24 protein-coding genes and 1 pseudogene are annotated in these 23,907 nt (G+C 70.7%); 15 read left to right on the top strand and 10 right to left on the bottom strand.

The window, feature by feature from the left end; translation table 11 throughout:
* Positions 1–4: 4 nt before the first annotated feature.
* On the bottom strand, positions 5–778 hold the full coding sequence (gene xth / locus ACKVMH_RS00645) for an exodeoxyribonuclease III (RefSeq protein ID WP_412698851.1): 774 nt from the start codon (positions 776–778) through the stop codon (positions 5–7).
* 67 nt (positions 779–845) lie between these two features.
* Between xth and ACKVMH_RS00640 the strand changes: the two genes are divergently transcribed.
* Positions 846–1,388, top strand: a complete 543-nt coding sequence (locus ACKVMH_RS00640; RefSeq protein ID WP_215219234.1) for a gamma carbonic anhydrase family protein — start codon at positions 846–848, stop codon at positions 1,386–1,388.
* A 45-nt stretch (positions 1,389–1,433) separates the two neighbouring features.
* Here ACKVMH_RS00640 and aroE read toward each other — a convergent pair whose 3' ends face one another.
* Positions 1,434–2,282 (bottom strand): shikimate dehydrogenase, encoded by an 849-nt coding sequence (gene aroE, locus ACKVMH_RS00635; RefSeq protein ID WP_412698850.1) that lies wholly within the window; start codon positions 2,280–2,282, stop codon positions 1,434–1,436.
* Between the two features lie 96 nt (positions 2,283–2,378).
* On the opposite strand from aroE, the gene ACKVMH_RS00630 reads away from it, so the two are divergent.
* Positions 2,379–3,236 carry a TolB family protein gene (locus tag ACKVMH_RS00630; protein ID WP_412698900.1) on the top strand — a complete coding sequence of 286 codons (858 nt, stop codon included), beginning with the start codon at positions 2,379–2,381 and terminating at the stop codon, positions 3,234–3,236.
* Between the two features lie 19 nt (positions 3,237–3,255).
* On the opposite strand, the gene hemB is transcribed toward ACKVMH_RS00630, so the two are convergent.
* The 4 genes and pseudogenes from hemB to ACKVMH_RS00610 form a co-directional block, all read right to left on the bottom strand.
* Positions 3,256–4,248, bottom strand: coding sequence for a porphobilinogen synthase (hemB, locus tag ACKVMH_RS00625; protein WP_412698849.1), 993 nt, complete (start codon positions 4,246–4,248; stop codon positions 3,256–3,258).
* A gap of 61 nt (positions 4,249–4,309) precedes the next feature.
* Positions 4,310–4,558: a hypothetical protein gene (locus ACKVMH_RS00620; RefSeq protein WP_215219238.1), complete on the bottom strand. Its 249-nt coding sequence runs from the start codon at positions 4,556–4,558 to the stop codon at positions 4,310–4,312.
* A gap of 66 nt (positions 4,559–4,624) precedes the next feature.
* Positions 4,625–5,629, bottom strand: a complete 1,005-nt coding sequence (locus ACKVMH_RS00615; protein ID WP_412698848.1) for a chorismate transformation enzyme, FkbO/Hyg5 family — start codon at positions 5,627–5,629, stop codon at positions 4,625–4,627.
* A gap of 83 nt (positions 5,630–5,712) precedes the next feature.
* Positions 5,713–7,068: pseudogene (locus tag ACKVMH_RS00610) on the bottom strand (NAD(P)/FAD-dependent oxidoreductase); the annotation flags it as partial.
* 109 nt (positions 7,069–7,177) lie between these two features.
* Here ACKVMH_RS00610 and ACKVMH_RS00605 point away from each other — a divergent pair.
* The 9 genes from ACKVMH_RS00605 to ACKVMH_RS00565 all read left to right on the top strand — a co-directional run bounded on the left by ACKVMH_RS00605 (position 7,178) and on the right by ACKVMH_RS00565 (position 14,321).
* The gene (locus ACKVMH_RS00605) at positions 7,178–7,447 is read left to right on the top strand and encodes a phosphopantetheine-binding protein (RefSeq protein ID WP_215219241.1); all 270 of its coding nucleotides are present in this window, start codon (positions 7,178–7,180) and stop codon (positions 7,445–7,447) included.
* A gap of 19 nt (positions 7,448–7,466) precedes the next feature.
* A complete protein-coding gene (locus ACKVMH_RS00600) occupies positions 7,467–8,159 on the top strand; it encodes a COG4648 family protein (RefSeq protein ID WP_412698847.1) in 693 nt (230 codons plus the stop codon).
* Between the two features lie 72 nt (positions 8,160–8,231).
* Entirely contained in the window at positions 8,232–8,531 is a 300-nt protein-coding gene (locus ACKVMH_RS00595; RefSeq protein WP_412698846.1) for a hypothetical protein, read from the top strand.
* Complete coding sequence (locus ACKVMH_RS00590) at positions 8,528–9,505, top strand: LpxL/LpxP family acyltransferase (RefSeq protein WP_412698845.1); 978 nt, start codon at positions 8,528–8,530, stop codon at positions 9,503–9,505. Before ACKVMH_RS00595 ends, ACKVMH_RS00590 begins: the two co-directional genes overlap by 4 nt.
* Positions 9,426–10,100 (top strand): LolA-related protein, encoded by a 675-nt coding sequence (locus ACKVMH_RS00585; RefSeq protein ID WP_412698844.1) that lies wholly within the window; start codon positions 9,426–9,428, stop codon positions 10,098–10,100. The genes ACKVMH_RS00590 and ACKVMH_RS00585 overlap by 80 nt, the downstream gene beginning before the upstream one ends.
* Positions 10,100–12,472 carry an MMPL family transporter gene (locus ACKVMH_RS00580; RefSeq protein ID WP_412698843.1) on the top strand — a complete coding sequence of 791 codons (2,373 nt, stop codon included), beginning with the start codon at positions 10,100–10,102 and terminating at the stop codon, positions 12,470–12,472. Before ACKVMH_RS00585 ends, ACKVMH_RS00580 begins: the two co-directional genes overlap by 1 nt.
* Positions 12,469–12,948: a phosphotransferase gene (locus tag ACKVMH_RS00575; RefSeq protein WP_412698842.1), complete on the top strand. Its 480-nt coding sequence runs from the start codon at positions 12,469–12,471 to the stop codon at positions 12,946–12,948. Before ACKVMH_RS00580 ends, ACKVMH_RS00575 begins: the two co-directional genes overlap by 4 nt.
* 39 nt (positions 12,949–12,987) lie before the next feature.
* Positions 12,988–13,728 carry a 3-oxoacyl-ACP reductase FabG gene (gene fabG, locus ACKVMH_RS00570; protein ID WP_412698841.1) on the top strand — a complete coding sequence of 247 codons (741 nt, stop codon included), beginning with the start codon at positions 12,988–12,990 and terminating at the stop codon, positions 13,726–13,728.
* 131 nt (positions 13,729–13,859) lie between these two features.
* A complete protein-coding gene (locus tag ACKVMH_RS00565) occupies positions 13,860–14,321 on the top strand; it encodes a hypothetical protein (RefSeq protein WP_215219249.1) in 462 nt (153 codons plus the stop codon).
* Here ACKVMH_RS00565 and ACKVMH_RS00560 read toward each other — a convergent pair.
* Genes ACKVMH_RS00560 through ACKVMH_RS00545 form a run of 4 tightly spaced genes read right to left on the bottom strand, consistent with a single transcriptional unit; the run spans position 14,318 to position 18,804 of the window.
* Positions 14,318–15,988 carry an NAD(P)/FAD-dependent oxidoreductase gene (locus ACKVMH_RS00560; protein ID WP_412698840.1) on the bottom strand — a complete coding sequence of 557 codons (1,671 nt, stop codon included), beginning with the start codon at positions 15,986–15,988 and terminating at the stop codon, positions 14,318–14,320. The genes ACKVMH_RS00565 and ACKVMH_RS00560 overlap by 4 nt on opposite strands.
* Entirely contained in the window at positions 15,985–16,803 is an 819-nt protein-coding gene (locus tag ACKVMH_RS00555) for a glycosyltransferase family 2 protein (protein ID WP_215219251.1), read from the bottom strand. Before ACKVMH_RS00555 ends, ACKVMH_RS00560 begins: the two co-directional genes overlap by 4 nt.
* Positions 16,796–17,590 carry a beta-ketoacyl synthase chain length factor gene (locus ACKVMH_RS00550; RefSeq protein WP_412698899.1) on the bottom strand — a complete coding sequence of 265 codons (795 nt, stop codon included), beginning with the start codon at positions 17,588–17,590 and terminating at the stop codon, positions 16,796–16,798. The genes ACKVMH_RS00555 and ACKVMH_RS00550 overlap by 8 nt, the downstream gene beginning before the upstream one ends.
* A gap of 2 nt (positions 17,591–17,592) precedes the next feature.
* A complete protein-coding gene (locus ACKVMH_RS00545) occupies positions 17,593–18,804 on the bottom strand; it encodes a beta-ketoacyl-[acyl-carrier-protein] synthase family protein (RefSeq protein ID WP_412698839.1) in 1,212 nt (403 codons plus the stop codon).
* 293 nt (positions 18,805–19,097) lie between these two features.
* On the opposite strand from ACKVMH_RS00545, the gene ACKVMH_RS00540 reads away from it, so the two are divergent.
* The 4 genes from ACKVMH_RS00540 to ACKVMH_RS00525 all read left to right on the top strand — a co-directional run.
* Positions 19,098–21,461 carry a S9 family peptidase gene (locus tag ACKVMH_RS00540; RefSeq protein WP_412698838.1) on the top strand — a complete coding sequence of 788 codons (2,364 nt, stop codon included), beginning with the start codon at positions 19,098–19,100 and terminating at the stop codon, positions 21,459–21,461.
* A 37-nt stretch (positions 21,462–21,498) separates the two neighbouring features.
* Positions 21,499–22,152, top strand: a complete 654-nt coding sequence (locus ACKVMH_RS00535; RefSeq protein WP_215219254.1) for a TIGR00645 family protein — start codon at positions 21,499–21,501, stop codon at positions 22,150–22,152.
* A 73-nt stretch (positions 22,153–22,225) separates the two neighbouring features.
* On the top strand, positions 22,226–22,765 hold the full coding sequence (locus ACKVMH_RS00530) for a biliverdin-producing heme oxygenase (RefSeq protein ID WP_412698837.1): 540 nt from the start codon (positions 22,226–22,228) through the stop codon (positions 22,763–22,765).
* Positions 22,762–23,907, top strand: a 1,146-nt coding sequence (locus ACKVMH_RS00525) for a GAF domain-containing protein (protein ID WP_412698836.1), incomplete at its 3' end; no start/stop codon positions are given. The genes ACKVMH_RS00530 and ACKVMH_RS00525, both read left to right, overlap by 4 nt.

The raw sequence follows: 23,907 nt of genomic DNA, 5'->3' as shown, positions 1-23,907 counted from the left end.
TGCGCTACGGCGCCGCCAGCTCCACCCACACCGGTGCGTGGTCGCTGGGCCGCTCCCAGGTGCGCGGTTCGCGGTCGATGCCGGCCGCCGCACAGGCCGCCCGCAAGTCGCCCGACACCAGGGTCAGGTCGATCCGCAGGCCCAGGTTGCGGCGGAACGCGGCCTGCCGGTAATCCCACCAGCTGAACTCGCCGGCGCCGTCATGGTGCAACCGGTAGGCGTCGTGCAGACCGAGGTCGAGCAGCTTCTGCAGCCCGGCGCGCTCGGCCGCCGAGGTGAGGATGTGGTGCTCGTTCCAGCGCTCCGGGTCGTGCACGTCGCGGTCGTCGGGCGCGATGTTGAAGTCACCCAGCACGACCACCCGCGGGTGCGACTGCAGCTCGCTGGCGATCCAGTCGCGCACGGCCTCGAGCCAGCGCAGCTTGTACGCGTACTTCTCGGTGCCGACGTCCTGGCCGTTGACCACGTAGAGGTTGATCACGCGCACCCCGCCGATGGTCGCGGCGATGACGCGTTTCTGTTCGTCGCCGAACGCCGGTATGCCGACCTGGACGTCCGCGGCCGGTTCGCGCGAAAGGATCGCCACGCCGTTGTAGGTCTTCTGCCCGGCGAACACGCTGCGGTACCCGAGTCCTGCCAACGCGGTGTCGGGGAAGCGCTCGTCGTCGAGCTTGGTCTCCTGCAGCGCGACCACGTCGGGCGCCGCGGCCTGCAGCCACTGCTCCAGATGGGGCAGGCGCACGTTGAGGGAGTTGACGTTCCAGCTGGCGATCTTCATGCGGAGCAGTCTAAACGGGCGCGCCGCGCGTGGCTTGCCGCGCGGCCGGCGCCGGTAGAATGCCGGCATGAGCATCCGACCCTTCCTCGACCACCTTCCCACCCTCGGCGCGCGCGTGTACGTCGATCCGGCTGCGACCGTCATCGGCCGGGTCAGCCTCGGCGACGACGTCTCCATCTGGCCGGGCTGCGTGGTCCGCGGCGACGTCAATTCGATCGAGATCGGCCCGCGCACCAACATCCAGGATGGCACCGTGGTGCACGTGACCCACGAGGGGCCGTTCACCCGGCCGGGCGGTTTCCCGACGGTGATCGGCAGCGACGTCACCGTTGGCCACGGCGCCATCGTGCACGCATGCCGGATCGGCGACTTCGCGCTGATCGGCATGGGGTCGACCGTGCTCGACGGCGCGGTGGTGGAGGCGTTCGGCTTCGTCGGGGCCGGCGCGGTCGTGCCGCCTGGCAAGACGGTCGGCGAGGGTGAGCTGTGGCTGGGCAACCCGGCGCGGTTCGTGCGCAAGCTCAACGAGCGCGAGATCGAGCAACTGCGCTACAGCGCCGGCCACTACATGCGGCTCAAGGACCAGTACCTGGGCATGGCGCAGGGCTGACGGGGTAACCGCCGCCGCGCAACCGCGGCCGGCGGGGCCCGGTCGTCAGTCGGCGGTGGCCAGGGTCGACTCGTGCGTGCGCAGTTCGTCGTACACCGCGTCGCCATCGGGGCGTACGCCGTGCCAGATCCTGAAGCTCTCCGCCGCCTGCTCTACCAGCATCCCGAGCCCGTCGATGGTGTGGTCGGCACCGGACGCGCGCGCCCACGACAGGAACGGGATCGCGGCAGCGCCGTAGCCCAGGTCGACCACGTCGCAGCGTGGCGCGATCAGTGAGCCCGGCAGCACCAGTTCGCCCGTGGCGGTCCGCGCGATCGAGGTCGCGTTGATGATCAGGTCGAACGAACCGATGCTGCCCAGGTCGTTGAAGTACCGGGGATGCACCCGGTCGGGTTCGCCGAGCGCGTCGGCCAGCGCATCGGTGCGCGCATCCGTCCGGTTGACGATGAACAGATCCGCGATGCCGGCATCGAGCAGCGCCGGGGCGACGCCCTGGGCCGCACCGCCAGCACCGAGCAGCAGCACCTTGCGGCCGCGCAGATCCTGGCCGTGGCGTCCGGTGAGGTCGCGCACCAGGCCCAGGCCGTCGGTGTTGTCGCCGTCCCAGCCGGTGGCGGTGCGGGTGAGCGTGTTGACCACGCCGACGCGCCGGGCCCGCTCGCTGAGGTTGCCGCAGATCGCGGCGGCGCGCTGCTTGTGCGGCAAGGTGATGTTGGCGCCGACCCCGCCTTCGGCGGCGAACGCGGCCAGCGAGGCATCGAAGTTGTCGGGTGCGGCGTCGATCGCGACGTACTCCAGCTCGATCCCGAGCTGGCGGCCGCCGCGCGCGTGGATGAAGGGCGACAGCGAGTGGGAGACCGGGTGGCCGATCACGGCATAGCGGGGAGGTGACATGGCAATCTCGCCTGGATCCGGGACTGATGAAAAAGGAGACGCTCGATGCGGCAACGCACGGCCCTGACGGGCGCCAGTCTACTCGTGGGCGTGTTAATGGCCGGGATCGCCGGTCGTGCGGGCGCCTGGCTGGCCGAGTACGGCATCGAGGGCATGCACGTAGTCTCGAGCAAGGCCGATGAAATGCGCGCCAGTATCAGCCCGGACGGCAAGCGGATCGTCTGGGGCAGCCGCGGCCGTGAGGGCGGCGCGGGTGGCCGCGACCTGTGGCAGGCGTCCCTGGTCGACGGTCGCTGGCAGGACCCGCGGCCGCTGGCCCTCAACGCCGCATCCGATGATTTCGACCCGATGTTCAGCGCCGATGGCCAGTGGCTCTATTTCGTTTCCGACCGCGACGGTGGCGAGGGTGGCGATGACCTGTACCGCGTGGCGGTGCATGCCGACGGCTTCGGCGAACCGGTGAACCTGGGTCCCGGCGTCAATACGGCTGGAAACGAACGGACGCCGACGCCGGCCTCCGACGGCCGCCGACTGATGTTCGCCAGTGACGGTCGCGGCGGCGCGGGTGGGCTGGACCTGTTCGTGGCCCGCCTCGACGGGGCGTCGTTCACCGGTCCACAGCCGGTGCCGGGAATCAACACCCGCGCCGACGAGAGCGACGCGGCGTGGCTAGGCGGTACACGCGCAATTGTGTTCGCCCGCGCCGACGCCAAGGGCGATGCCGCGGTGCGCTTGCAACTGGCCCGGTGCGACGGCACGCGCTACGCCGATGCACACCCGCTGGCGTTGTCGTTCAACACCGCCGGCGGCACTACCTTCGGCCCGGCGATCGACTGGAACAAGCCGGGCGAGCTTCTGGTCACCGGCGTGGCGAAAGCACCGCGCGCCGGCGGACTCGACATCTACCGGATGAAGGCGCCGGCGGCGGACGGCAAGGACGGCTGCGTCGACTGACAACGCGCCGGGGCCGACGTCAGGCGTTGCGCATCCAGCGCGCCGCATCCAGCGCGTAATACGTCAGCACGCCATCGGCGCCGGCGCGCTTCATGGCGACCAACGCCTCCAGCGCGCAGGCCCGCTCGTCGAGCCAGCCATTCTGCGCGGCGGCCTTCAGCATCGCGTACTCGCCGCTGACCTGATAGACGAAGGTCGGCACCCCGAACGTGTCCTTCACCCGGCGGACGATGTCGAGGTAGGGCATGCCGGGCTTGACCATCACCATGTCGGCGCCCTCGTCGAGGTCCAGCGCGACTTCGTTGATGGCTTCGTCCGAGTTGGCCGGGTCCATCTGGTAGGTCTTCTTGTCGGCCTTGCCGAGCGCGGTGGCCGAGCCGACAGCGTCGCGGAACGGGCCGTAGAACGCGCTCGCGTACTTCGCGCTGTAGGCGAGGATGCGGGTGTGGACGTGGCCTTCGCTTTCAAGCTCGCCGCGGATGGCGCCGATCCGCCCGTCCATCATGTCGCTGGGCGCCACCACGTCGGCGCCGGCGCGCGCGTGGCTCAGCGCCTGCTTCACCAACGCCTCGACGGTGCCGTCGTTGATGACGTAGCCCTGCTCGTCCAGCAGGCCGTCCTGGCCGTGGCTGGTGTACGGGTCGAGTGCGACGTCGGTGATCACGCCGAGCTGCGGAAAGCGCTGCTTGAGCGCCCTGACTGCGCGCTGGCACAGGCCGTCGTCGTCCCACGCCGCGGCGGCATCGAGTGACTTGGCCGCAGGCGCTGTCACCGGGAACAGCGCGATCGCCGGCACGCGCAATTCGCTGGCCTGCTCGGCGACCCGCAGGAGCTCGTCGATCGACAGACGCTCGACCCCGGGCATCGACGGGACCGGCGCGCGGCCGGCCGGCTCATGCACGAAAACCGGGTAGATCAGGTCGTCGGTGGTCAGGACGTTCTCGCGCATGAGGCGACGCGAGAAGTCGTCGCGGCGCATCCGCCGCGGGCGCGTGTAGGGGTGGCTGCTCATGGGGCGCGATTCTACGCCCGTGCGGTTGGCGCGGGCCGCGCCCGGCAAGCGCCGGCGTCGGTCAGATGATGCCGCCGCCCAGGCTGAGCCGGACGATGCCGACGATGATCACGATGCCGTTGAGCACCAGGCCGGCCTTGGCGCGGCCGCGCTTCTCGGGGCTGGTCAGGCCGATGCCGATGGCGGCGATGACCGCACCGATCGCGGCGAACGGGATCAGGAACCAGTTGCCCCAGCCGAGCAGCGGGATCAGCGCGATCACCATCCAGACCATCGCGACCACGCCCCAGATCAGGCTGATCAGTCCCATTGCTCGTCTCCCGGTGCCATTCTGCGTTGCGACCATGGTGCCCGCGGGACCGCGGCGGCGCACGGCTCAAAGGTCATGGACGCCGTCGATTTCGATCCGCAGCTCGGGCCGGCAGATCGCCGCGTGCAGCACGATCCGCGGTACCGCCGGGTCCAGGCGGGTGTCCAGCAGGGCCGCGACGGTGTCGAGCTCGGCCGCGTCGCGCACGTAGGCCTTGAGCCGCGAACCCGCGCCGAACCGGGTCGGCAGCGACGGGCGGCGGGCGTGGGCGGTGGCCAGCAGGCTGTCGAAGTTGGCCAGGGTCTCGTCAAGCTGGGTTTCGACCGAGTCGGCGTGGCGCGACTCGTGGCCGACGATCGCGGCGGTGCCCGACAGCAACAGTGGCATGGCCGCACCCGCCGGCGGCAGGAGCGCGCGGGCGAAGCTCGGCGGTTGCGGACCGTACTGGCGCGGGTAGCGGTAGGCACTGATCTGGCGCGGGTTTTCCAGCGGCACGCCAGGCCGGGTGCAGGCCAGCCAGTACACCTGCAGGCGACGATGGCCATCGACCCGGCCAATGGCGGTGGCGGCGGGCAAACGGGTCGATTCGAAACCGCCCAGCCCCGATGCACGGCCGACGCAGAAGCGCCGGTAACGTTCTTCATCACCGCTGCCGGTGGTGATGCCGTCGAGGTAGTTCCAGATCCGCAACAGGTGCGGAAAGCCCCGTGCATCGATGAACCCGAGCATGCGTCGGTAGGCCTCGTCGGCGGCGGTACCGATGTCGTCGTCGCCGGGCTCATCGATCTCGATCGCGCCGAACTGGAGCACGCCGTCGCTGGCCCAGGCGACGCCGTCCGCGCGGCCATGGGTGACGGCACCGCCCGCGCGCCAGACCTCCAGCGGCGCCGTGCCATGCGGCTCCAGCGCGACGCGGAGGTAGCGTGGATCGTCGCTGCGCGGGGCGTTGTCGCCGAAACCGAATACCGCCAGCACGTCCGGCCCGCGCAGCAGCGCCGCCAGGTCGGCATCGAGGTAGTCGACCGTCAACCGCGGCATGCCGTCCGCGGGGTCCACCGTCGCGGCGCTCAACGCGCGGGCTCCGTGTCGTGGTGACCGAAGTCCGGCAGGGCCTGCGAGACGGCGGTGGACGCAGTGGCTGCCTCGCGCACGTCGTCGGCGTGCACCGTATCCCCACCGAACAGGACCGACGGCTGGCGACGACGCTCGCGCCAGGCACGCAATGCCATCGGGGCCATCCGGATCGCGCCCAGCGCGTAGAGGAGGCGGAACAGCCGCAACCGCCAGCGCACGGCCGGCGCGTCGAACACGTCGCCGGCGAGCATCGAGATCACCGCCTGCTCGACCTTGAGCACGTTGCGCGGGCGCGAGAACATCGCCTTCATGGTCGGCGAGGTGAACCGGTAGATGAACCACTTGAACTCGTCGAGGCCGCGCGTGAGCTTCTTCTCCAGCGCCGTCATGACCGCCGCCTCGCGCGCCGGCTCGCGCAGCACCGCATCGATCGCGTCGGCGCCCAGCTCGGCGCCGTTCATCGCCAGGAACACGCCCGACGAGAACATCGGGTCGACGAACGTCCACGCGTCGCCCAGCAGCATCCAGCCCGGCCCGCTCATGCGGCTGCAGTCGTAGGCGTAGTTGCCGGTGGCATGCACCGGCGCCACCCGCACGGCGTCGCGCATGCGCACCGCGGCGGCAGGGACGGACTCGAGGGTGCGGTGCAGGAATGCCTCGCTGTCGCCGCGGCGCTGCTTGAGGTACTCGGGCGTGCACACCGCGCCGACGCTGGTGACGCCGCCGCGCAGCGGGATCATCCAGAGCCAGCCGTGCTCGTGCCGGATGATGCTGACGTTGCCGGCATCCTCGCCAGGCCGGCGCTCGACACCGGTGTAGTGGCTGAACAGTGCCGCCGATGCATGCCGGGGGTTGCGGCGCTTCAGGCCCAGCCTGGCGCCGAGGAACGCGTCGCGGCCGCTCGCGTCGACGAGGTAGCGCGGCTGGAACCGCAGCGGGCCATCGTTGCCGCGCGCATGTACCAGCGTTGCGCCTCCATCCAGCTCGACCCGATCGACGCGGACGCCGTCGCGTGCGTCCACGCCCTGCGCGCGCGCGTGGTCGAACAGCAGCTGGTCGAACTCCGCACGTTTGACGTGGAAGGCAAAGCCCGGGCTGTCACCGAGCGCGCGCTTGAACGGGAATCGGTTGTAGCTGCCGTCGTCGACCGGGAAGTCGGCGCCGAGCTTGAGCACGCCGATCCCGCGGACCTGATCAAGCACCCCGAGCCGCTCGAGGATCGGCATGTTCATCGGCAGCAACGACTCGCCGATATGGAACCGGGGGTGCCGCTCCTTCTCCAGCATCGTCACCTGCCAACCCTTGCGCGCCAACAGCGTGGCGATGGTCGAGCCGGCCGGGCCGCCACCGATGACGAGGACGTCGGGGCGGGCGATGGCCCCGGGGGTGGCGGATGCGGCGGGCGCGGCGGTGCTGGCGGGATCGGACACGGTCATGGGCGGCATGATACTTGGCGGCCCACCGGCGGTTGGATCGGCTCTTGGTTGCGCGGCGCCCTCCGATCGCGGATCGTTGCCGGCAATCGTCGTCCACTGGAACTACCCGATGTCCGTACAGAGCCCCGCCGAGCACGAACTGGCGCAACTGCTGGTCGAAAGCCTCAACCTCGAGGGCGTGGCGCCCGACAGCATCGACCCGGAGGCGCCGCTGTTCGGCGACGGGCTGGGGCTGGATTCGATCGACGCGCTGGAGCTCGCGCTCGCGATCAGCAAGAAGTACGGCTTCCAGTTGCGTTCGGACAGCGACGAGAACCGTCGCATCTTCTCCTCGCTGCGCGCGCTGTCGGCGCATATCGACCAGAACCGGGCGGCCTGAGCCGGCCCCGGCGCCGCCGGTGAACCGCCTCGCCGCGCTGCGGCTGCTGCTCGCGATTGCCTACCCGCTGCTGGCCCACGGCGCCAGCGTCGAAGGCAACGGCATCCTCGCACTCGTGGCACTGGCCGACCTGGCGGTGATCGTCCTGCTCGATCCACTGGCGCGCCTGCGCGGCTGGGCCTGGGCGACGCTGGCCGTGGTGGTCGCCGGCCTGTGGGCGCTCCGCGGCAGCGCGGTGCCGGCCCTGCTGCTGCTGGCACCGCCGATGGTGTTCACCGGGCTGCTGTCGTGGTGGTTCGGCCGCAGCCTGGGCGCCGGCCGGGTCCCGCTGATCAGCCGTATCGTCGCGGGGCTGGAAGGCTGCGCGCCGGCGCAGTTGCGCGACGACCTGAAGGCGTACACGCGCCGGCTGACCCTGCTTTGGGCGCTGCTGCTGGGCGGTCTCGCGCTGGTCAACGGCGTGCTTGCGCTGGTCGCGGTGCCGGACGGCGTCCTCGCCCGGCTCGGTCATCCGCCGCTGTTCACGGTCTCGCAGGACGCCTGGTCGTGGTTCGCCAACCTGCTCAATTACGGGATCGTCGGTGGCTTCTTCATCGGCGAATACCTCTACCGCAAGCGCCGGTTCGCGGACCGGCCGTATCGCGATTTCCCCGACTTCCTGCGCCGGATGGCGGCGCTGGGGCCGGCGTTCTGGCGGACTCTGTTCGACTGAGCGGCGGCGGCCCGCCCGCGCCGTGGGCCGCGCTGCCTTATCCTTTGCGACCTCCCGCCGGTCGAGCCTGCCGTGTCCGCCTTCACCATCCCCGCCGATCATCCGAGCCTGCCCGGGCATTTCCCGGGCCGCCCGCTGGTGCCCGGCGTGGTGGTGCTGGACCGCGTCATGGAAGCGATCGAGGCGCGCGACGGGGCGCTGCCTGCCGGCCTGCGGTTGCCGCAGGTGAAGTTCCTGCAGCCACTGCTGCCGGGGGAGGTCGCGCGGGTGGAGCTGGACGGTGGCGCGCCGCGCTGGCGCTTCCGGGTACTGCGCGGCGACGACGTGCTGGCCACGGGTGAAGTCGTCGCCGACACCGGTGCCACGGCGTGAGCGCGGACTGGAAGCAGCGGCCCGAGGGTGGCGGCTGGTTCGCCATCTGGCTGATCCGCAACATCGCCCGTTACGGCGGTCGCGCGGTCGCGCGCGTGCTGCTGTATCCGATCACGCTGTACTTCCTGCTCGTCCGCGGACCGGAGCGCACAGCCTCGCGCGACTACCTGCGGCGTGTGCTTGGCCGCCCGGCCGGGCTGCCCGATGTCGCCCGCCACATCCACGCCTTCGCCGCGACCATCCTCGACCGCGTCTTCATGCTGAGCGGACAGATGGAGCGGTTCGAGGTGCGCATCGACGGGCTCGAGCCGCTGCACGAACAGATCGACCGCGGCCGCGGCGTGCTGATGTTCGGTTCGCACCTGGGCAGTTTCGAGGTGCTGCGCGTGCTCGCGCGCCAACGCCCCGACGTAACCGTCCGGGTGGTGCTCGACAAGGCCCACAACCCGGCGATGACGCAGTTGCTGGACGCACTCAACCCGGAGATCGCGCGCACCGTGATCGACGCCGGCCAGGACGGCCCGTCGATAGTCATGGCGATCCGTGAGGCCACCGACGCCGGCGCGCTGGTGGCGCTGCTGGTCGACCGCACCCACCCGGGCCAGCCGTCACAGCCGGCAACGTTCCTCGGCGATACGGCGCACTTCCCGGTGGCGCCCTGGCTGATCGCGGCCGTGCTCAAGGTACCGGTGGTGCTGGCGTTTGGCCTGTACCGCGGCGGGCGGCGCTACGACCTCGCGTTCGAGCTGTTCAGCGAGGGCATCGACATGCCGCGCCAACATCGCCAACAGCTGCTGGCGGGACTGGTCCAGCGCTACGCCGGCCGGTTGGCGCACCATGCACGCACCGCGCCATACAACTGGTTCAACTTCTACGACTTCTGGCAGACCGATCATGCGAACGCGCCTCAACCCGACCGCCTGGCTGCTGGTACTGCTGGCCGCGACCGGCTCGCTCCACGCCGCGGCGCCTGAGCAGGCACCGGCCGGTGATGCGGTCAGCAGCGAGTGGATCCTCGACCGGCTCGCCCGGCCGGCGCCGATGCGCACCCGCTTCGTCGAGCTGCGCGAGTCGCGGCTACTGAAGAACCCGCTGCGGCTGAGCGGGGAATACCGACGGCCGGAAGACGACGTGCTCGTGCGCGAGGTCCGGGCGCCGTATGCCGAGACCACCACCATCGCCGCCGGCGAGGCGACGATCGAGCGCGCGGGCAAGTCGCCGCGCACGTTCGCACTGTCGCGTGCGCCCGAACTCGCCGGCCTGCAGGCAAGTTTTGGCGCGCTGCTGTCGGGCGACCGGGAGCAGCTGGACGAGTACTACACGGTGGAGTCCAGCGGAACCCGCCAGGACTGGGTGCTGACCTTGCTGCCCAGGAAGCCCGAGCTGGCGATGAAGGTGCGTGACATCACCCTGCACGGACGCGGCGCCGAGCTGCGGTGCATCGAGACCCGCACGCCGGATGACCCGGCCCCGCAGCGCACGCTGCTGGCCGGCGCGGCCACCGCCGCGGCGGAGATCGGCGACGCCAGCCGGTTCGCCGCGCTGTGCCACGGCGATTCCACCGAGTGATGGCCGGCCCCGGTTCCACGTCGGCGCGACGGCTGGGCCTCGCGCTGGCCTGGCTCGCCCTGTTGCTGCTGGCCGGCTGGTGGATCGCGCCGCGGCTCGAACTCAGCGGCGACCTGCGAAAGTTCATGCCGAGCGCGCAGACGCCGGCGCAGAAGCTGCTCATCGACGAACTCGGCGAAGGACCCGGCTCGCGCCTGCTGCTACTGGCGCTGTCGGGTGCAGACGCGGGCGTGTTGGCTGCGCAATCGGACGCCTTGCGCGCCCGCCTTGCCGATGATCCCCGGTTCGTCCTGGTGGCCAACGGCGGGGCGGCGGGGCTGGCGGCGATCCCCGAGCGCCTGCGTCCCTACCGCTACCTGCTGTCGCCGACGCTGGACACTACGTCACTGGATGCCACGTATCTCGGCGACCAGCTCGAAGCGCGCGTGCAGGACCTGGGTTCACCGGTCGCGGCGCTGGTGGAGCCGTTACTGCCCGCCGACCCCACACTGGAGACGCTGGTGCTCGCCGAGAGCTGGCAGCCGGCTGACGCCCCGCAGACCCTGCACGGCGTCTGGTTTGACCGTGCCGGCGAACAGGCATTGCTGGCGGTGCAGACTCGCGCCGCGGGGTTCGATCCGACCGGGCAGCAGGACGCGGTCGACGCGATCGAAGAAGCCTTCAGTACCGTACGCGGTGACAGCGGGGCGCGGCTGGAGATGACGGGTCCCGGTGCGTTCTCGGTCGAGGTCGGAGGGCGCACGCAACGCGAGGCCAGCCGCATAGGCAGCCTCGACACACTGGTGTTCGTCCTGCTGCTCGCGCTGGCCTACCGCAGCTGGAAGGCGCCGCTGCTCGGTGCGCTGCCACTGGCCAGCGGCGGGCTGGCCGGCCTGGCCGCAGTCGCCCTCGGGTTCGACGGCGTACACGGGATCACCGTCGCGTTCGGCTTCACCCTGATCGGCGTCGCGCAGGATTACCCGATCCACCTCTTCAGCCACCAGCGGCCCGGGCTGTCGCCCTGGGCCAGCGCCCGCGCGCTGTGGCCGACGCTCGGCACCGGCGTCGCCGCCACCTGCATCGCCTACCTGACGTTCCTGGTGTCGGGCGTGGAAGGCCTGGAACAGCTCGCGGTGTTCACCGTGGTCGGGCTCGGCGTGGCTGCCCTGACGACGCGGTTCATGTTGCCGGGGCTGATCGACCCGGCGCCGCGCGACGTCGCCGATACGCTCTGGCTGGACCGCGCATGGACGCGACGTGCGCGCTGGCCGCGGCTCGGCGTCGCCGGTGGCCTGGCGATCGCATTGCTGGCTGGCGCGGTCGCATGGTTCGCGCCGGGTCCGTTCTGGCAGAACGACCTGTCGCGGCTGACGCCGGTACCGGCCGACGCCCTGGCCCGCGACGCGCAACTTCGGGCCGAGCTCGGTGCGCCCGACGTTCGCTACCTGATCGCGCTGCGCGGTGACGACGCCGAGGCGGCCCTGCGCGCGGCCGAACGCCTGCACCCTACGCTCGAGCGACTCCGCGCGGACGGCGGCATCGTCGGCTTCGACCATGCCGCGCGTTACCTGCCCAGCACGGCGACCCAGCGCACACGGCAGCAGCGTCTGCCCGATCCCGACACGCTGCGTGCCGACCTGGCCGCCGCGGTGGCCGCCAGCCCGTTCCGGGACGACGTGTTCGCGCCGTTCCTGGCCGACGTCGCCGCCGCGCGCGAAGCCACGCCGCTGACGGTCGACGACCTTGCCGGCACGCCCTTGGCGGCGCGCGTCGATGGCCTGCTGTTGCGTGGCGGCGACGGCGCCACTGCGCTCGTCGCGCTGAGCGGCATCGCCGACCCGGTCGCGGTCGCGCGTGTCGTCGATGCTGCCGGGGCGCAGTTGCTCGACCTCAAGCAGGCGTCCGAGTCGCTGGTCGCCGATTACCGGCAACGGGTGCTGTGGGCGCTGGCGCTGGCGGCGGTCCTGCTGGCGGCAACGGTCTGGGTCGCGCTGCGGTCTTCGCGCCGCGTGCTGCGGGTGCTCGCGCCGATGCTGCTGACCACGGTGCTGGTGCTGGCGGTGCTGCGCGGCGCCGGGGTGGAGCTCAACCTGTTCCACCTGGTCGCCCTTATCCTCGGCGCCGGGCTCGGGCTCGACTACGCGCTGTTCTTCGACCACGCCGGTGATGGGCGCAAGGAACAGTTGCGCGCGCTGCACGCGATCATCGTCTGCAGCCTCACCACGCTGCTGGTGTTCTCGCTGCTGGCCGCCTCGAGCATCCCGGTGCTGCGTGCGATCGGCGGAACGGTCGCGCTCGGCGTGCTGTTCAACTTCGTTCTGGCGCTGCTGATAGTCCCGCGCCCGCTCGCCGCTGCGCCGGTGCCGCGCGATCCCGAGGTGGACGCCGCATGAGCGCGACCAACGTGGGAACCGACCATCGCATCGACCGGGCGCGGATTGCCGCGCTGATCCCGCACCAGGGCGCGATGTGCCTGTGGGAGGAGGTGCTGGACTGGGACGCCGGGGCGATCCGGCTGCGTACCGCCGGCCATCGCGCTTCCGACAACCCGCTGCGCAGCGGTGGCGGCCTGCGCGCGGTGCACCTGTGCGAGTACGGCGCCCAGGCCATGGCCGTCCATGGCGGATTGGTGGCCTCGGCAGCCGGCGGCGCCGCGCCGCCGGGGGTGCTGGTGGCCTTGCGCGGCGTGCAACTGCACGTTGCGCGCATCGACGGGCTTGCAGGGGACCTGGTGTGCGAGGCGGAGCGCCTGGTCGCGTCCGACAGCAGCCAGCAGTACGGCTTCCGCATCAGTCACGACCAGGTATTGCTGGCCGAGGGTCGCGCGGCGGTGGTGCTGCAACCGGCCCCGGAGCAGGGGCGGCCGTAGCAGGCGACAATGCGGCAACCCCGATCCGGAGACCGCCCGATGCCCGCACCATCCAGCGCACCACGCCGTGCCCTCGTGACCGGCGGCAGCGGCGACATCGGCGGCGCGATCTGTATGCGCCTGGCCGCCGACGGCCTGCATGTGATCGTCCACGCCAACGGCAACCTCGCGCGTGCCGAAGCGGTGGTCGCGGCGATCCACCATGAGGGCGGCAGTGCCGAGGCGGTGGCGTTCGATGTCGCCGATGGCGAAGGCACCCGCGCCGCGATCGAGGCCCTGCTCGCCGATGGCCCGGTCCAGGTGCTGGTCAACAACGCCGGCATCCATGACGACGCGCCGATGGCCGGCATGAGCGATTCGCAGTGGAAGCGGGTGGTGGACGTGTCGCTGCACGGCTTTTTCCACGTCACCCAGCCACTGCTGCTGCCGATGGCGCGCACGCGCTGGGGGCGCATCGTCAGCGTGTCGTCGGTGGCCGCGGTGCTAGGCAACCGCGGGCAGGCCAACTACGCCGCCGCCAAGGCCGCGCTGCACGGCGCCAGCAGGTCGCTGGCACGCGAGATGGCCAGCCGCGGCATCAGCGTCAACGTGGTCGCGCCCGGCGTGATCGCCGGACGCATGGCCAGCGCGGCGTTCGAGCCGGAAATGGTCAAGCAGATGGTGCCGGCCGGACGTCCGGGCACGCCCGAAGAGGTTGCCGCGCTGGTCGCGTTCCTGTGCTCGGACGCGGCCGGCTACGTCAACGGCCAGGTGATCGGCATCAACGGCGGGATGGGCTGAGCCGCCCGATCGAGGTTCGCCTGCCCGGTGCCCGGCACGATGACATTCACCCGGCGCTGTGCCGCGCGGCGCAATACTCGCGGCCGACGCCTCCGGCGCCCGCCCCACGTCGATCCGAGGAGGATCCGCGCATGCGTATTTTTTCAACCCTCGTCCTGGGACTTGTCCTTGCCGCCGCCGGTTGCGCCAGCACCTCCAAGGTGATGCTGGGCCAGGCCCGGCCGGCCATCGCGCCCGAGCAGGTGCAGGTGTACTTCTCGGCGCCGCCCGGGCGCTACGAGGAGATCGCGATGCTGGAGACCTCCAGCGGCCAGTTCACCTACGGCGCGCAGAACAAGATGGACGAGGTGCTCGGCAAGCTGCGGGTCGCGGCGGCGGAGCTGGGTGCCAACGGTGTGCTGTTCGAGGGTTCCGCGCAGGGTCCGGGCGGCGGCAACGTCGGCATCGGCGTGGGAGGCGGCCGGTTCGGTGGCAGCAGCCATCTGGGCGGTGGCGTCGGGGTGAGCATCAGCCCCAGCCGCACCCATGCGCGCGGCGTCGCGGTCTACGTGTTCGACCCGCCGCCGATGGGCACGCAGCCCCCGCGTCCCTAGGCCGACGCCTCCGCAGGCGCGGCCGGCGCCTGCACGTCATCGAAGCCGTACCACTCCGGCCCGAGCAGCGGATCGGGACCGATGCTTCGTCCGCCGACAAGCGCGCCCAAGCCGTGGTCGTCGAGGTCGGCGTGCACGCCGCGGGCACGCGCCAGCAGTTCCGCGGCCAGCTCCTCCATCAACGCGACGTTGGCCTTGAGCTTGGCGACCAGGGCGTCGTCATCGAGCGGCTCCGACAGCGTGCGGTTGAGTTCGTGGAACCAGCCGAGCCGGTACTGGTCCAGGTTGCGGCCATCCAACGGGGCCGTCGCGGGCGCGTCGTTGCGCCGGCCCCATTCGCGCAGCATCGGTTGCATGCCCGCATTCAGTGCTTCGGCGCGGGCGAAGGCGTCGCGCAGGCGCGAAAGCACCGGCAGGCACGCGAGCCGCTCGGCAAAGTACAGCGGCGCCAGCAGCGACCAGTAGAACGTGTAATCCCAGATCACCTTCAGCGGCATCAGCCGCGCGTCGCCGAACAGCGCGTACTGGCCGGTGTAGAGGCTCAGGGTGTTCTCGTAGAACGACAGGAACAGCTGCTGGTACAGCGCGGCATGGGCGCCGATCGACTCGCCGGCGCGGTCGCGCGCCAGCAGCTCGCAGATATACCCGTTGGCCATCGCGATGAAGTCGCTGCCGGGCGAATAGAACGGGTCGGCAAACACGCCCGCCTCGCCGGTGATCGCCCAGCGGTGCTCGGAGAACAGCTGCGTGCAGCCGTACGAAAACCCACGAAGGAAGCGGAAGTCCTGCGGCGGGTGGTCGCCGGTTTCGAGCGTGGCGGCCAGCCGCGGCTGGTGCTCGCGCAGCCAGTCCATCGCCTTGGCATGCGTGTTCATCGACGCGATGGGATGCATCGTGCCGTCGCAAACGATGCCGATGGAGTGCGCGCCCGAGGACAGCGGGATGGTCCAGACCCAGTAGCCCGGGCCGCACAGGTGGTTGGTCGACCGCCAGCGATCCGGTGGGCTGCAGCGGTTCTGCCACGCCGCATCGGTCGACCAGTCGTTGGGATCGATGTGTCCCTCGACGCGCCACCACGCTGCGTTGGCGTCGTGCGCGTTGGCCTCGGCCAGGCCCAGCTTGCGCTTCAGCAGGCCGGCGCGGCCGCTGGCATCGACCAGCCAGCGCGCCTGCACGGCGCGTGTCTCACCGTCGCGTTCGACCTGCACGACATGTGGCGCATCGTCCCCGGACAGGTCGATGCCGCGCACGACCGCACCGTCGATGAAATCGACCCCGAGCGCGCGGGCGTGTTCGCCCAGGAAGTTCTCGAAACGGCCGCGATCGATCTGCCACGACGGCGTCGGCAGCAGCGCGCTGACGCCGACCTCGGTGCAGCGGTCGACCGCCTGCCGCCCTTCGCTGAAGAAAAACCGGAAGCCGAACTTGCGGATCTGCTCGCTGTCGAGGTGCTCGCGCAGGCCCAGCACGTGGGCGAAATAATGCGCCCCGATCTCGACCGTGGACTCACCGACCTTGAATGCCCCTTCCGGTACCGGGTGCGCCTGTCGCTCGATAACGGTGATGCCCAGGCCCGGATCCTGCCGTCGCAGCTGGACCGCCAAGCTCAGGCCGGCCAGCCCGCCACCCACAATGGCGACGTCGACGCGGCCGGGCGGCGCGCTCACCGCTGTCGCGCCGGTTGCGCCGCGGTGAAGGTCGCGAACTCACCGCTGGGGTCGTCGATCAGCGGCGGATTGGCGCGGATGCTGCGATACACCTGCGTGATGCCGCCGCGCCGCAACACCTGCCCGACCACGTGGCCGGTGATCCGGCTGAAGTCGCGCAATGGCCTGAAATGGCTGGCGCGGAACTCCTCGTCGGTGTGCACGCAGGCGTAGCGCGATTCGATCGGCACCGACACGCACCGGGTGCCCAGCTCCTGCGCGGCCGAGATGAGTATCTGTGCCTCGAACACGAAGTCTTCGCCCGGCACGTCGCCAAGCGCGGCGACCGCGGCCGGATACAGGCGTTGGCCGCTCTGGGTGTCGGCGATCCGGTAGCCGGTGCCCCAGGCGATGCCCCAGTCGCCGAATGCATTCGCGAGCCGGCGGTAGCGTGGCTGCTGCGCGCGCTTGCGCAGGCGCGCACCGATCACGATGTGGTCGGGATAGCGGCTGGCGGCCTCCAGCAGGCGCGGGATGTCGGCCGCCAGGTGCTGGCCGTCGCCGTCCATCGTCAGCACGCCCTTGAAGCCGCGCCGCAATGCCTCCTCGAAGCCGCCGCGCAGGCTGGCGCCCTTGCCGCGGCGCTGCGGATGGCGCAGCAGCACGATCGGTAGGTCGGCGATCTGCGCGATGGTGTCGTCTTCCGAACCGTCGTCGATGACGATCACGTTCGGGCATTCGGCCAGCGCGCCCTCGACGACCCCGCGGATGCGCAAAGCTTCGTTGAGCGCGGGGATGACCACGGCGATGTTGTTGCGGTTCAACCGATCAGCCATGCACGGGCTCCGGGTAGGTGAGTGCGGCCCGCAGGATCCTTCCGGGGCCGGCCTTGAGGGTGGCCGCCGGCGCGCCCATGGCGAGCGCGTCGAACAGCGACAGCATCGGGGTCATTGCGTTATCCGGCGTGAAGCGCGCAAGTGCGCCAGTCCCGCCGGCGGCCACGCCGTCGTCCAACGCAACCGTCAGTCTCGCCGCGCCGGGACGCTCCGCGCGCGACAGCACCAGCGCCGCGCCCAACAGTCCCTCGCTGGGCGATACCTGCGCCAGGGGACCGGCCGATGCACCGTCGTAGCCGACCAGCAGTACCGCCTCGGCGCCCGTGGCCAGCTGCACCATCGCCTCGACCAGGCCCTGCGCGAAGGTCGCGTCGAATGCACTGATCGCATTGGCGCCGTGCATCGCGCCCGTGCCGATGGTCCAGTAGCCGGCCGCGGCGTTGTGCACCGAGTTGTGGAAGCGGATGGGCGAGATCGACTGCGGCTGGGTTGCCAGCGTGGTGCACATGTAGTCGGTGATCGCCAGCTCGCCATGGGTGGAGGCGAACACCGACGGCAGCGTGGAAGGTTCGCGGCCCGCGTCCGCGCAGGCGGCCAGTGCGACTTCGAGCGCGACGGCGACGGTTTCGGGTGCGCGCCGGCGCTCATTGGGGGCAAGCAACTGCGGGGACGGCCGCGAGGGCGCGACGTCCGGCAGCGCCCCGTCCCGTGCAAACACCCGCGCGGCGTCCCACGAAGGGAGGCCGCGGGTCCAGAAGCCGATGCCCTCGATGGTGGCGGCCAGCAGGCTCATCGCGCCCTCCCGAACACCAGCGAGCAGTTGTTGCCGCCGAAACCGAACGAGTTGTTCATCGCGTACGCGACCTCGCCGGCGGCGTTCGCGAACCGGATCTGCGGGCCGCAGGCCGGGTCGGGCGAGTCGCTGTTGAGGATGCCGGGCAGGGTGCCGTGTTCCAGGGCGAGCAGCGCGAACACCGACTCGACGATGCCGGCCGCACCGAGGGTGTGGCCGGTCCATCCCTTGGTCGAGCTGGCGTGCAGGGTCGAGGGGAACATCGACGCCACCGCGGCCGCCTCGATGCTGTCGTTCGCCGGCGTGGCGGTCCCGTGCAGGTTGAGGTAGCCGACCTGCGAGGCATCGATGCCGGCGCGCGCCAGTGCGTCGCGCATCGCGAGCCGCGCACCCAGGCCTTCCGGGTGCGGGGTTGACATGTGGTGGGCGTCGCTGGACTCGCCGTAGCCACGCAGTTGCAGGCCGGGGCCACCACCGTCCGCGCGTTCGAGCACGGCGTAGCCGCCCGCCTCGCCGAGCGACAGGCCATCGCGCGCGATATCGAATGGCCTGCATGGCGCGGCGGACACCAGCTGCAGCGAGTTGAAGCCGTAAAGCACGCTGCCGCACAGGGTGTCGACGCCGCCGACGAGGGCCGCATCGGCGAGGCCGGCGTCGATCAGGCGCGCGGCCTGGGCGAAGACCTTTGCGCTGGACGAACACGCGGTGGCGACCGTCACGCACGGCCCCCGGAGCCCGGTCACGTGTTGCACGAAATCGCCGGTGGCGTGCACCGTGTGGACGATCGGCCGGGCGATGTCGGTGGGGAATGCCGGCGTGCCGTCATTGCCGGTGGCGAGGCGGCGGTAGGCCTGCTCGGTTTCGCCGATGGACGACGTCGAGGTGCCGATGACGGTCGCGACGCGCTCGGCACCATGGCGCGCGGCCACCGCGGCAATCACATCGGGCAGGCCGTCCTGCTGCAGGGCCAGCCACGCCAGCCGATTGTTCCGGCAATCCCAGCGTTCGGCGCCGGCCGGCAACGCGACATCTTCGACTCCCTCGACCCGGCCGATCCAGCACGGTAGCGGTGCCCCGTCTTCGCCCGACGGGCCGAAATCGTTGGGGCGCAGGCCGCTGCGGCGGTCGAGCAGGGCGCGGTGCTGCGCCCCGGCACCGCGGCCCAGCGCGGTCGTCGCGGTAAACGCGCGGATCGCGATCGGGGCCATGGGTGGATACGGGGACGCTGGCGGCACTCGGGCTTCCTGGTTCGATGGAGTTCTGGCGGTGGACGGCCGAGCATGGCCGCCCGGCGCGAGACGCAACGAAGTATGCCAGCGCCCACGGGCTGAACAGGCGGACGCGCGACGTCGGCACCCGCTGGGCACGGCTGATCGGCCACCGCCGGATGCTGTCGCGGGTGACCTGGCTGGTCGCAGCAGGCCCCGCTGTCGTTCCGGTAAGGTTGGTCCGGCACCGTGCGCACGGCCGGTGCCCGCAACCGTCCGACCTGGGGAACCGCATGGGTGTCATGAACCGCAAGCCGCGCCTGACCGGCGCAATCATCGGTGGCCTGATGCTGGCCGCGCTGCCGGCCGCCGCGCAGGAGCCTGGCAAGGTCTATACCGATGCCGACTACGCCCGCGCCGAGCGCTTCATGGGCTACAACACCACGCCGCTGCTCGACCACGCCGTCAGTACCGTGGTCTGGCTGGACGACCGCCATTTCTGGTTCAAGGACCACGATGCCGCCGGCGACCACTTCCGCCGGGCCGACGCCGCCACCGGCACGATCGCCGATGCGTTCGACCACGAGGCACTTGCCGGTGCGCTGGCCGACGCCAGCGGCAAGCCGATGGACGCCGCCAAGCTGCCGGTCAGCGGCCTGGAGATCACCGACGACGGCCGCTTCGACGTCGCCCTGGGCAAGCAGCATTACCTGTGCGACCTGCAGGGCGAACCGGTCTGCGAGGCCGCCAGCGGCACCGCGACCCGCAAGCCCGCCGGCGACGACGCGCCCGGCAGCAATGCCCCGGTGGTCGAGTCCCCGGACGGCCGGCTCGCCGCGTTCATCCGCGACTGGAACCTGTGGGTGCGCGACACCGCCACCGGCGTCGAGACGCCCTTGACCACCGACGGAACCACCGACTACGGCTACGCCACCGACAACGCCGGCTGGACCCACAGCGACCGGCCGATCCTGGTGTGGTCGCCGGACTCGAACAGGATCGCCACCTTCCGCCAGGACCAGCGCCGCACCAGCGAGATGGTGCTGGTCGGCACCCGCGCCGGTGCGCCCGAGGTGGAACGCTGGAAGTACCCCTTCGTCGGCGACGAGCACGTCACCATGATCGAGCGCGTCATCATCGACGTGCCGGCACGCAAGCTGGTGCGTCTCGACCTGCCGCCCGAGCAGCACCGCTCGACCCTGTGCGACGACGTCAGCTGCTACGGCGGCTGGGAGGACGTGCAGTGGGCGCCGGATAGCGCGTCGATCGCGTTCGCCTCGACGTCGCGCGACCACAAGGACACCTGGCTGCGCGTCGCCGACGCCGCCACCGGCGCCGTCCGCACGGTCTACCACGAGCACGTGCCGACCTACTTCGAATCCGGCAACGGCCGGGTCAACTGGAAGTACCTGCCCGGATCCAACGAGTTCATCTGGTTTTCCGAGCGCAGCGACTGGGGCCACCTGTACCTGTACGACCTGGCCAGCGGCACGCTCAAGCATGCGATCACCGCGGGCGAGGGCAACGTCACCCAGGTGCTGCGGGTGGACCCCGACAGCCGCACCGTCTGGTTCCGCGGCGTCGGCATGGAAGACGGTCGAAACCCGTACTACCAGCATTTCTACAAGGCGTCGCTCGATGGCGGCGACGCCACGCTGCTGACCCCCGAGGACGCCAACCATACGGTGACCCTGTCGCCGGACGGCACCTACTTCGTCGACAGTTACTCCACCCCGACGGTGCCACCGGTGACCGTGCTGCGCGCCAGCGACGACGGCCGCACCATCGCCACGGTGGCCAGCGCCGACGACAGCCGCCTGCGCGCCACCGGCTGGGTGCCGCCCACGCCCATCACGGTGACCGCCCGGGATGGGCGCACGACCCTGTACGGGATGATGTTCACGCCGACCGACCTCGATCCGTCGAAGAAATACCCGGTGGTCAACTACATCTACCCGGGTCCGCAGACCGGGTCCGTGCGCGGGCGCAGCTTCACCGCTGCGCGGATCGACCACCAGGCGCTGGCCGAACTCGGTTTTGTCGTCGTCGCGATCGACGGCCTCGGCACGCCGTGGCGTTCAAAGCGTTTCCATGACGCGTTCGACGGCGACATTGGCGACAACACCCTGCCCGACCAGGTCGCCGGCCTGAAACAGCTCGCCGAGCGCCATCCCTGGATGGACCTCGATCGCGTCGGCGTCTGGGGCCACTCCGGCGGCGGCTACGCGACGGCGGACGCGATGTTCACCTACCCCGATTTCTACAAGGTCGGGATCAGCGAGAGCGGCAACCACGACAACCGGGTCTACGAGGACGACTGGGCCGAGAAGTGGCAGGGGCTCGAAGTGGTCGACGCCGAGGGCAACAGCAACTACGACGCCCAGGCCAACCAGGCCCGTGCCGGCAACCTCAAGGGCAAGCTGCTGCTCGCGCACGGGATGATGGACGACAACGTCCCGCCGCAGAACACGCTGCTGGTGGTCGATGCGCTGATCAAGGCCAACAAGGACTTCGACCTGTTGCTTTTCCCGCACGCGCGGCACGGCTTCGGCGAGGACAGTGACTACATGACCCGCCGCCGCTGGGACTACTTCGTCGAGCACCTGATGGGCGCCACCCCGCCCAGGCAGTACCGGATGGGTGCGGGCAGGGACTGACCGCTTACTATTCCGCGTCCTTTCACGACTCCCGCCAATGACCGACACCCGCTCCACACTGCCCAGCCCGCTCGGCCCGCTGCCGACGCTGATCTTCAGCTCGCGCTGGCTGCAGCTGCCGCTGTACCTGGGCCTGATCATCGCCCAGTGCGTCTACGTGTTCCTGTTCGTCAAGGAACTGCTGCACCTGATCACCGATGCCAACACCCTGAGCGAACAGGGGATCATGCTGATCGTGCTGGGGCTGATCGACGTGGTGATGATCTCCAACCTGCTGGTGATGGTGATCGTCGGCGGCTACGAGACGTTCGTGTCCCGGCTGCGACTGGAAGGGCATCCGGACCAGCCCGAGTGGCTCAGCCACGTCAACGCCAGCGTGCTCAAGGTCAAGTTGGCGATGGCGATCATCGGCATCAGCTCGATTCACCTGCTCAAGACCTTCATCGAGGCGGGTACGGTCGGCAGCGGCCTGCCGTTGTGCGGCACTCCGGACGCGCTGGTCGCCGCCGTGCAGGCGGCCGAGTTCGCCGCCGCCAATGCGGGTGCAATGGCGACGAAGGTATGCACCAGCACGACCGCCGACGGCGTGGTCTGGCAGACCGTCATCCACTGCGTGTTCATCCTGTCGGCGATCGGCATCGCCTGGACCGACAAGCTCATGCACCCGGCCAAGCCTGCCGCCGCGCATTGACCGGGGCAGGCAGGTTCAGCTGCCGGGCAGGCATGGAGGCCCAATTCATCGGGGCTGACGTATCGTTTCCCGGATGACGCCATCCCCGCTTCGGACAACGCTTCGCCAGGACACCCACGACGCGCACGCCCGTGTCGACGCACTGCTCGGCGGTGGCATCGCCGACCTGGAAACCTACCAACGCTACCTGGGCGGAATGCAGCGCTTCCTCGCCGCCTGCGAGGACGCGCTGCTGCCGGCGTGGCCGATGGCCCCGCTGCAGGCCCTGCTCGCCGACGACATGCGGGCCCTGGCTGTCGGGCCGACACCGAGCTTGGCGTCGCCGCTGCCGGCGACGGATGAGCCGTCCCGTCTGGGCGTGGCCTATGTCGTCGGCGGTGCATCGGTCGGCGCGCGCCAGCTGGCCCGCCAGGCCGAGGCACTGGGCTTCGGCCCGGGTCGTGCCGCGTCGTTCCTGCACGGCTTCGCGCAGGGCTCCATGTGGAACGGCGTGCTGGCGTCCCTGGACGCCGCCCGCCTCGATCCGCACCAGACCGACCGCTGCCGCGCCGCGGCGGTGGCCGCATTCGCAACCGCAGAGGCCGCCTTCGGTGGTCTGGAGGAGCTTCGATGATCGATCCAGCAGCCAACGGCGACTTCGACCTGGACGCATGTCTCCGGGCACCGGTGCACCTGTCGGGGGCGATCCAGCCGCACGGCTACCTGGTCAGCTGCTCGTTGGCTGACTGGCGCATCCGGCACGTCTCCGCAAACGTGGAAACGTTGTTGGGCATGCCGCCCGGCGAGCTGGTCGGCCAGCCGGTCAACGAGTTCATCGAGGAGGACGTGCTGTCGCAGGTGTCCGACGCGATCGCGGCCCTCGCGACCGGCGACGCCACGGCCCAGCGCGTATGCACCGCAAACGTCGGCGCCTTGATGACGATCTGCGACGTCACCGTGCATGCGGTCGATGGCCTGCTGCACATCGAACTGGAGCCGCAGCCGACGCGCGGCGACACGCGCGCTCCGACGGCGATCGCGCAACGGATGATCGCCCGGCTCGGACAGGACGATGTCGGCCACGACTTCTTCCGGCAGGTGGCGGCGCAGGTGGCCGGGCTGACCGGCTACGACCGCGTCATGGTCTACCGCTTCCGCGAGGACGATTCCGGGGAGGTCATTGCCGAGGTCGCCGCCGACGGCATGGAGCCCTACCTGGGCCTGCGGTACCCGGCCACCGACATCCCGCCGCCGGCGCGCGCGCTGTACCTGCGCAACCGCATCCGGATCATTCCCGATGCGTCGTACGAGGCGGTGCCGGTCGTGCCGGGCGCCGACGCCTCCGGTGCGCCGCTCGACCTCAGCCAGCACGTGCTGCGCAGCGTGGCGCCGGTCCACCTGGAGTACCTGCGCAACATGGGCGTCGCGGCGTCGATGTCGATCTCGATCATCAGCGGTGGCCGCCTGTGGGGGCTGATCGCATGCCACCACCGCGTGCCGCGACGGGTGTCGGCCAGCGCACGCGCGGCGGCCGACCTGTTTGGCATGTTCGTCTCGATGCGTGTCGCCGCCCGCGAGCAGGAGCGCACGATGGAGCGGTTCGACCGGGCCCAGCGCCTGCGCGAGGCGATGGTGGTGCGGCTGGCACAGGCGCGCGATTTCGACCAGGCGCTGGCCGATGAACTCGAGCTCGTCCGCGAGGTGCTCGAATGCGATGGCGCCGGGCTCGCGGTCGCCGGGCGCTGGCATGCCAGCGGCCGCGCGCCCGCCTCGCGT

This window comes from Lysobacter zhanggongensis (assembly GCF_046638635.1).
GTDB classification, from domain to species: domain Bacteria; phylum Pseudomonadota; class Gammaproteobacteria; order Xanthomonadales; family Xanthomonadaceae; genus Novilysobacter; species Novilysobacter luteus.
The sequence above is the reverse complement of the archived record's forward strand: the minus strand, read 5'-3'. Positions and strand labels throughout refer to the sequence as shown.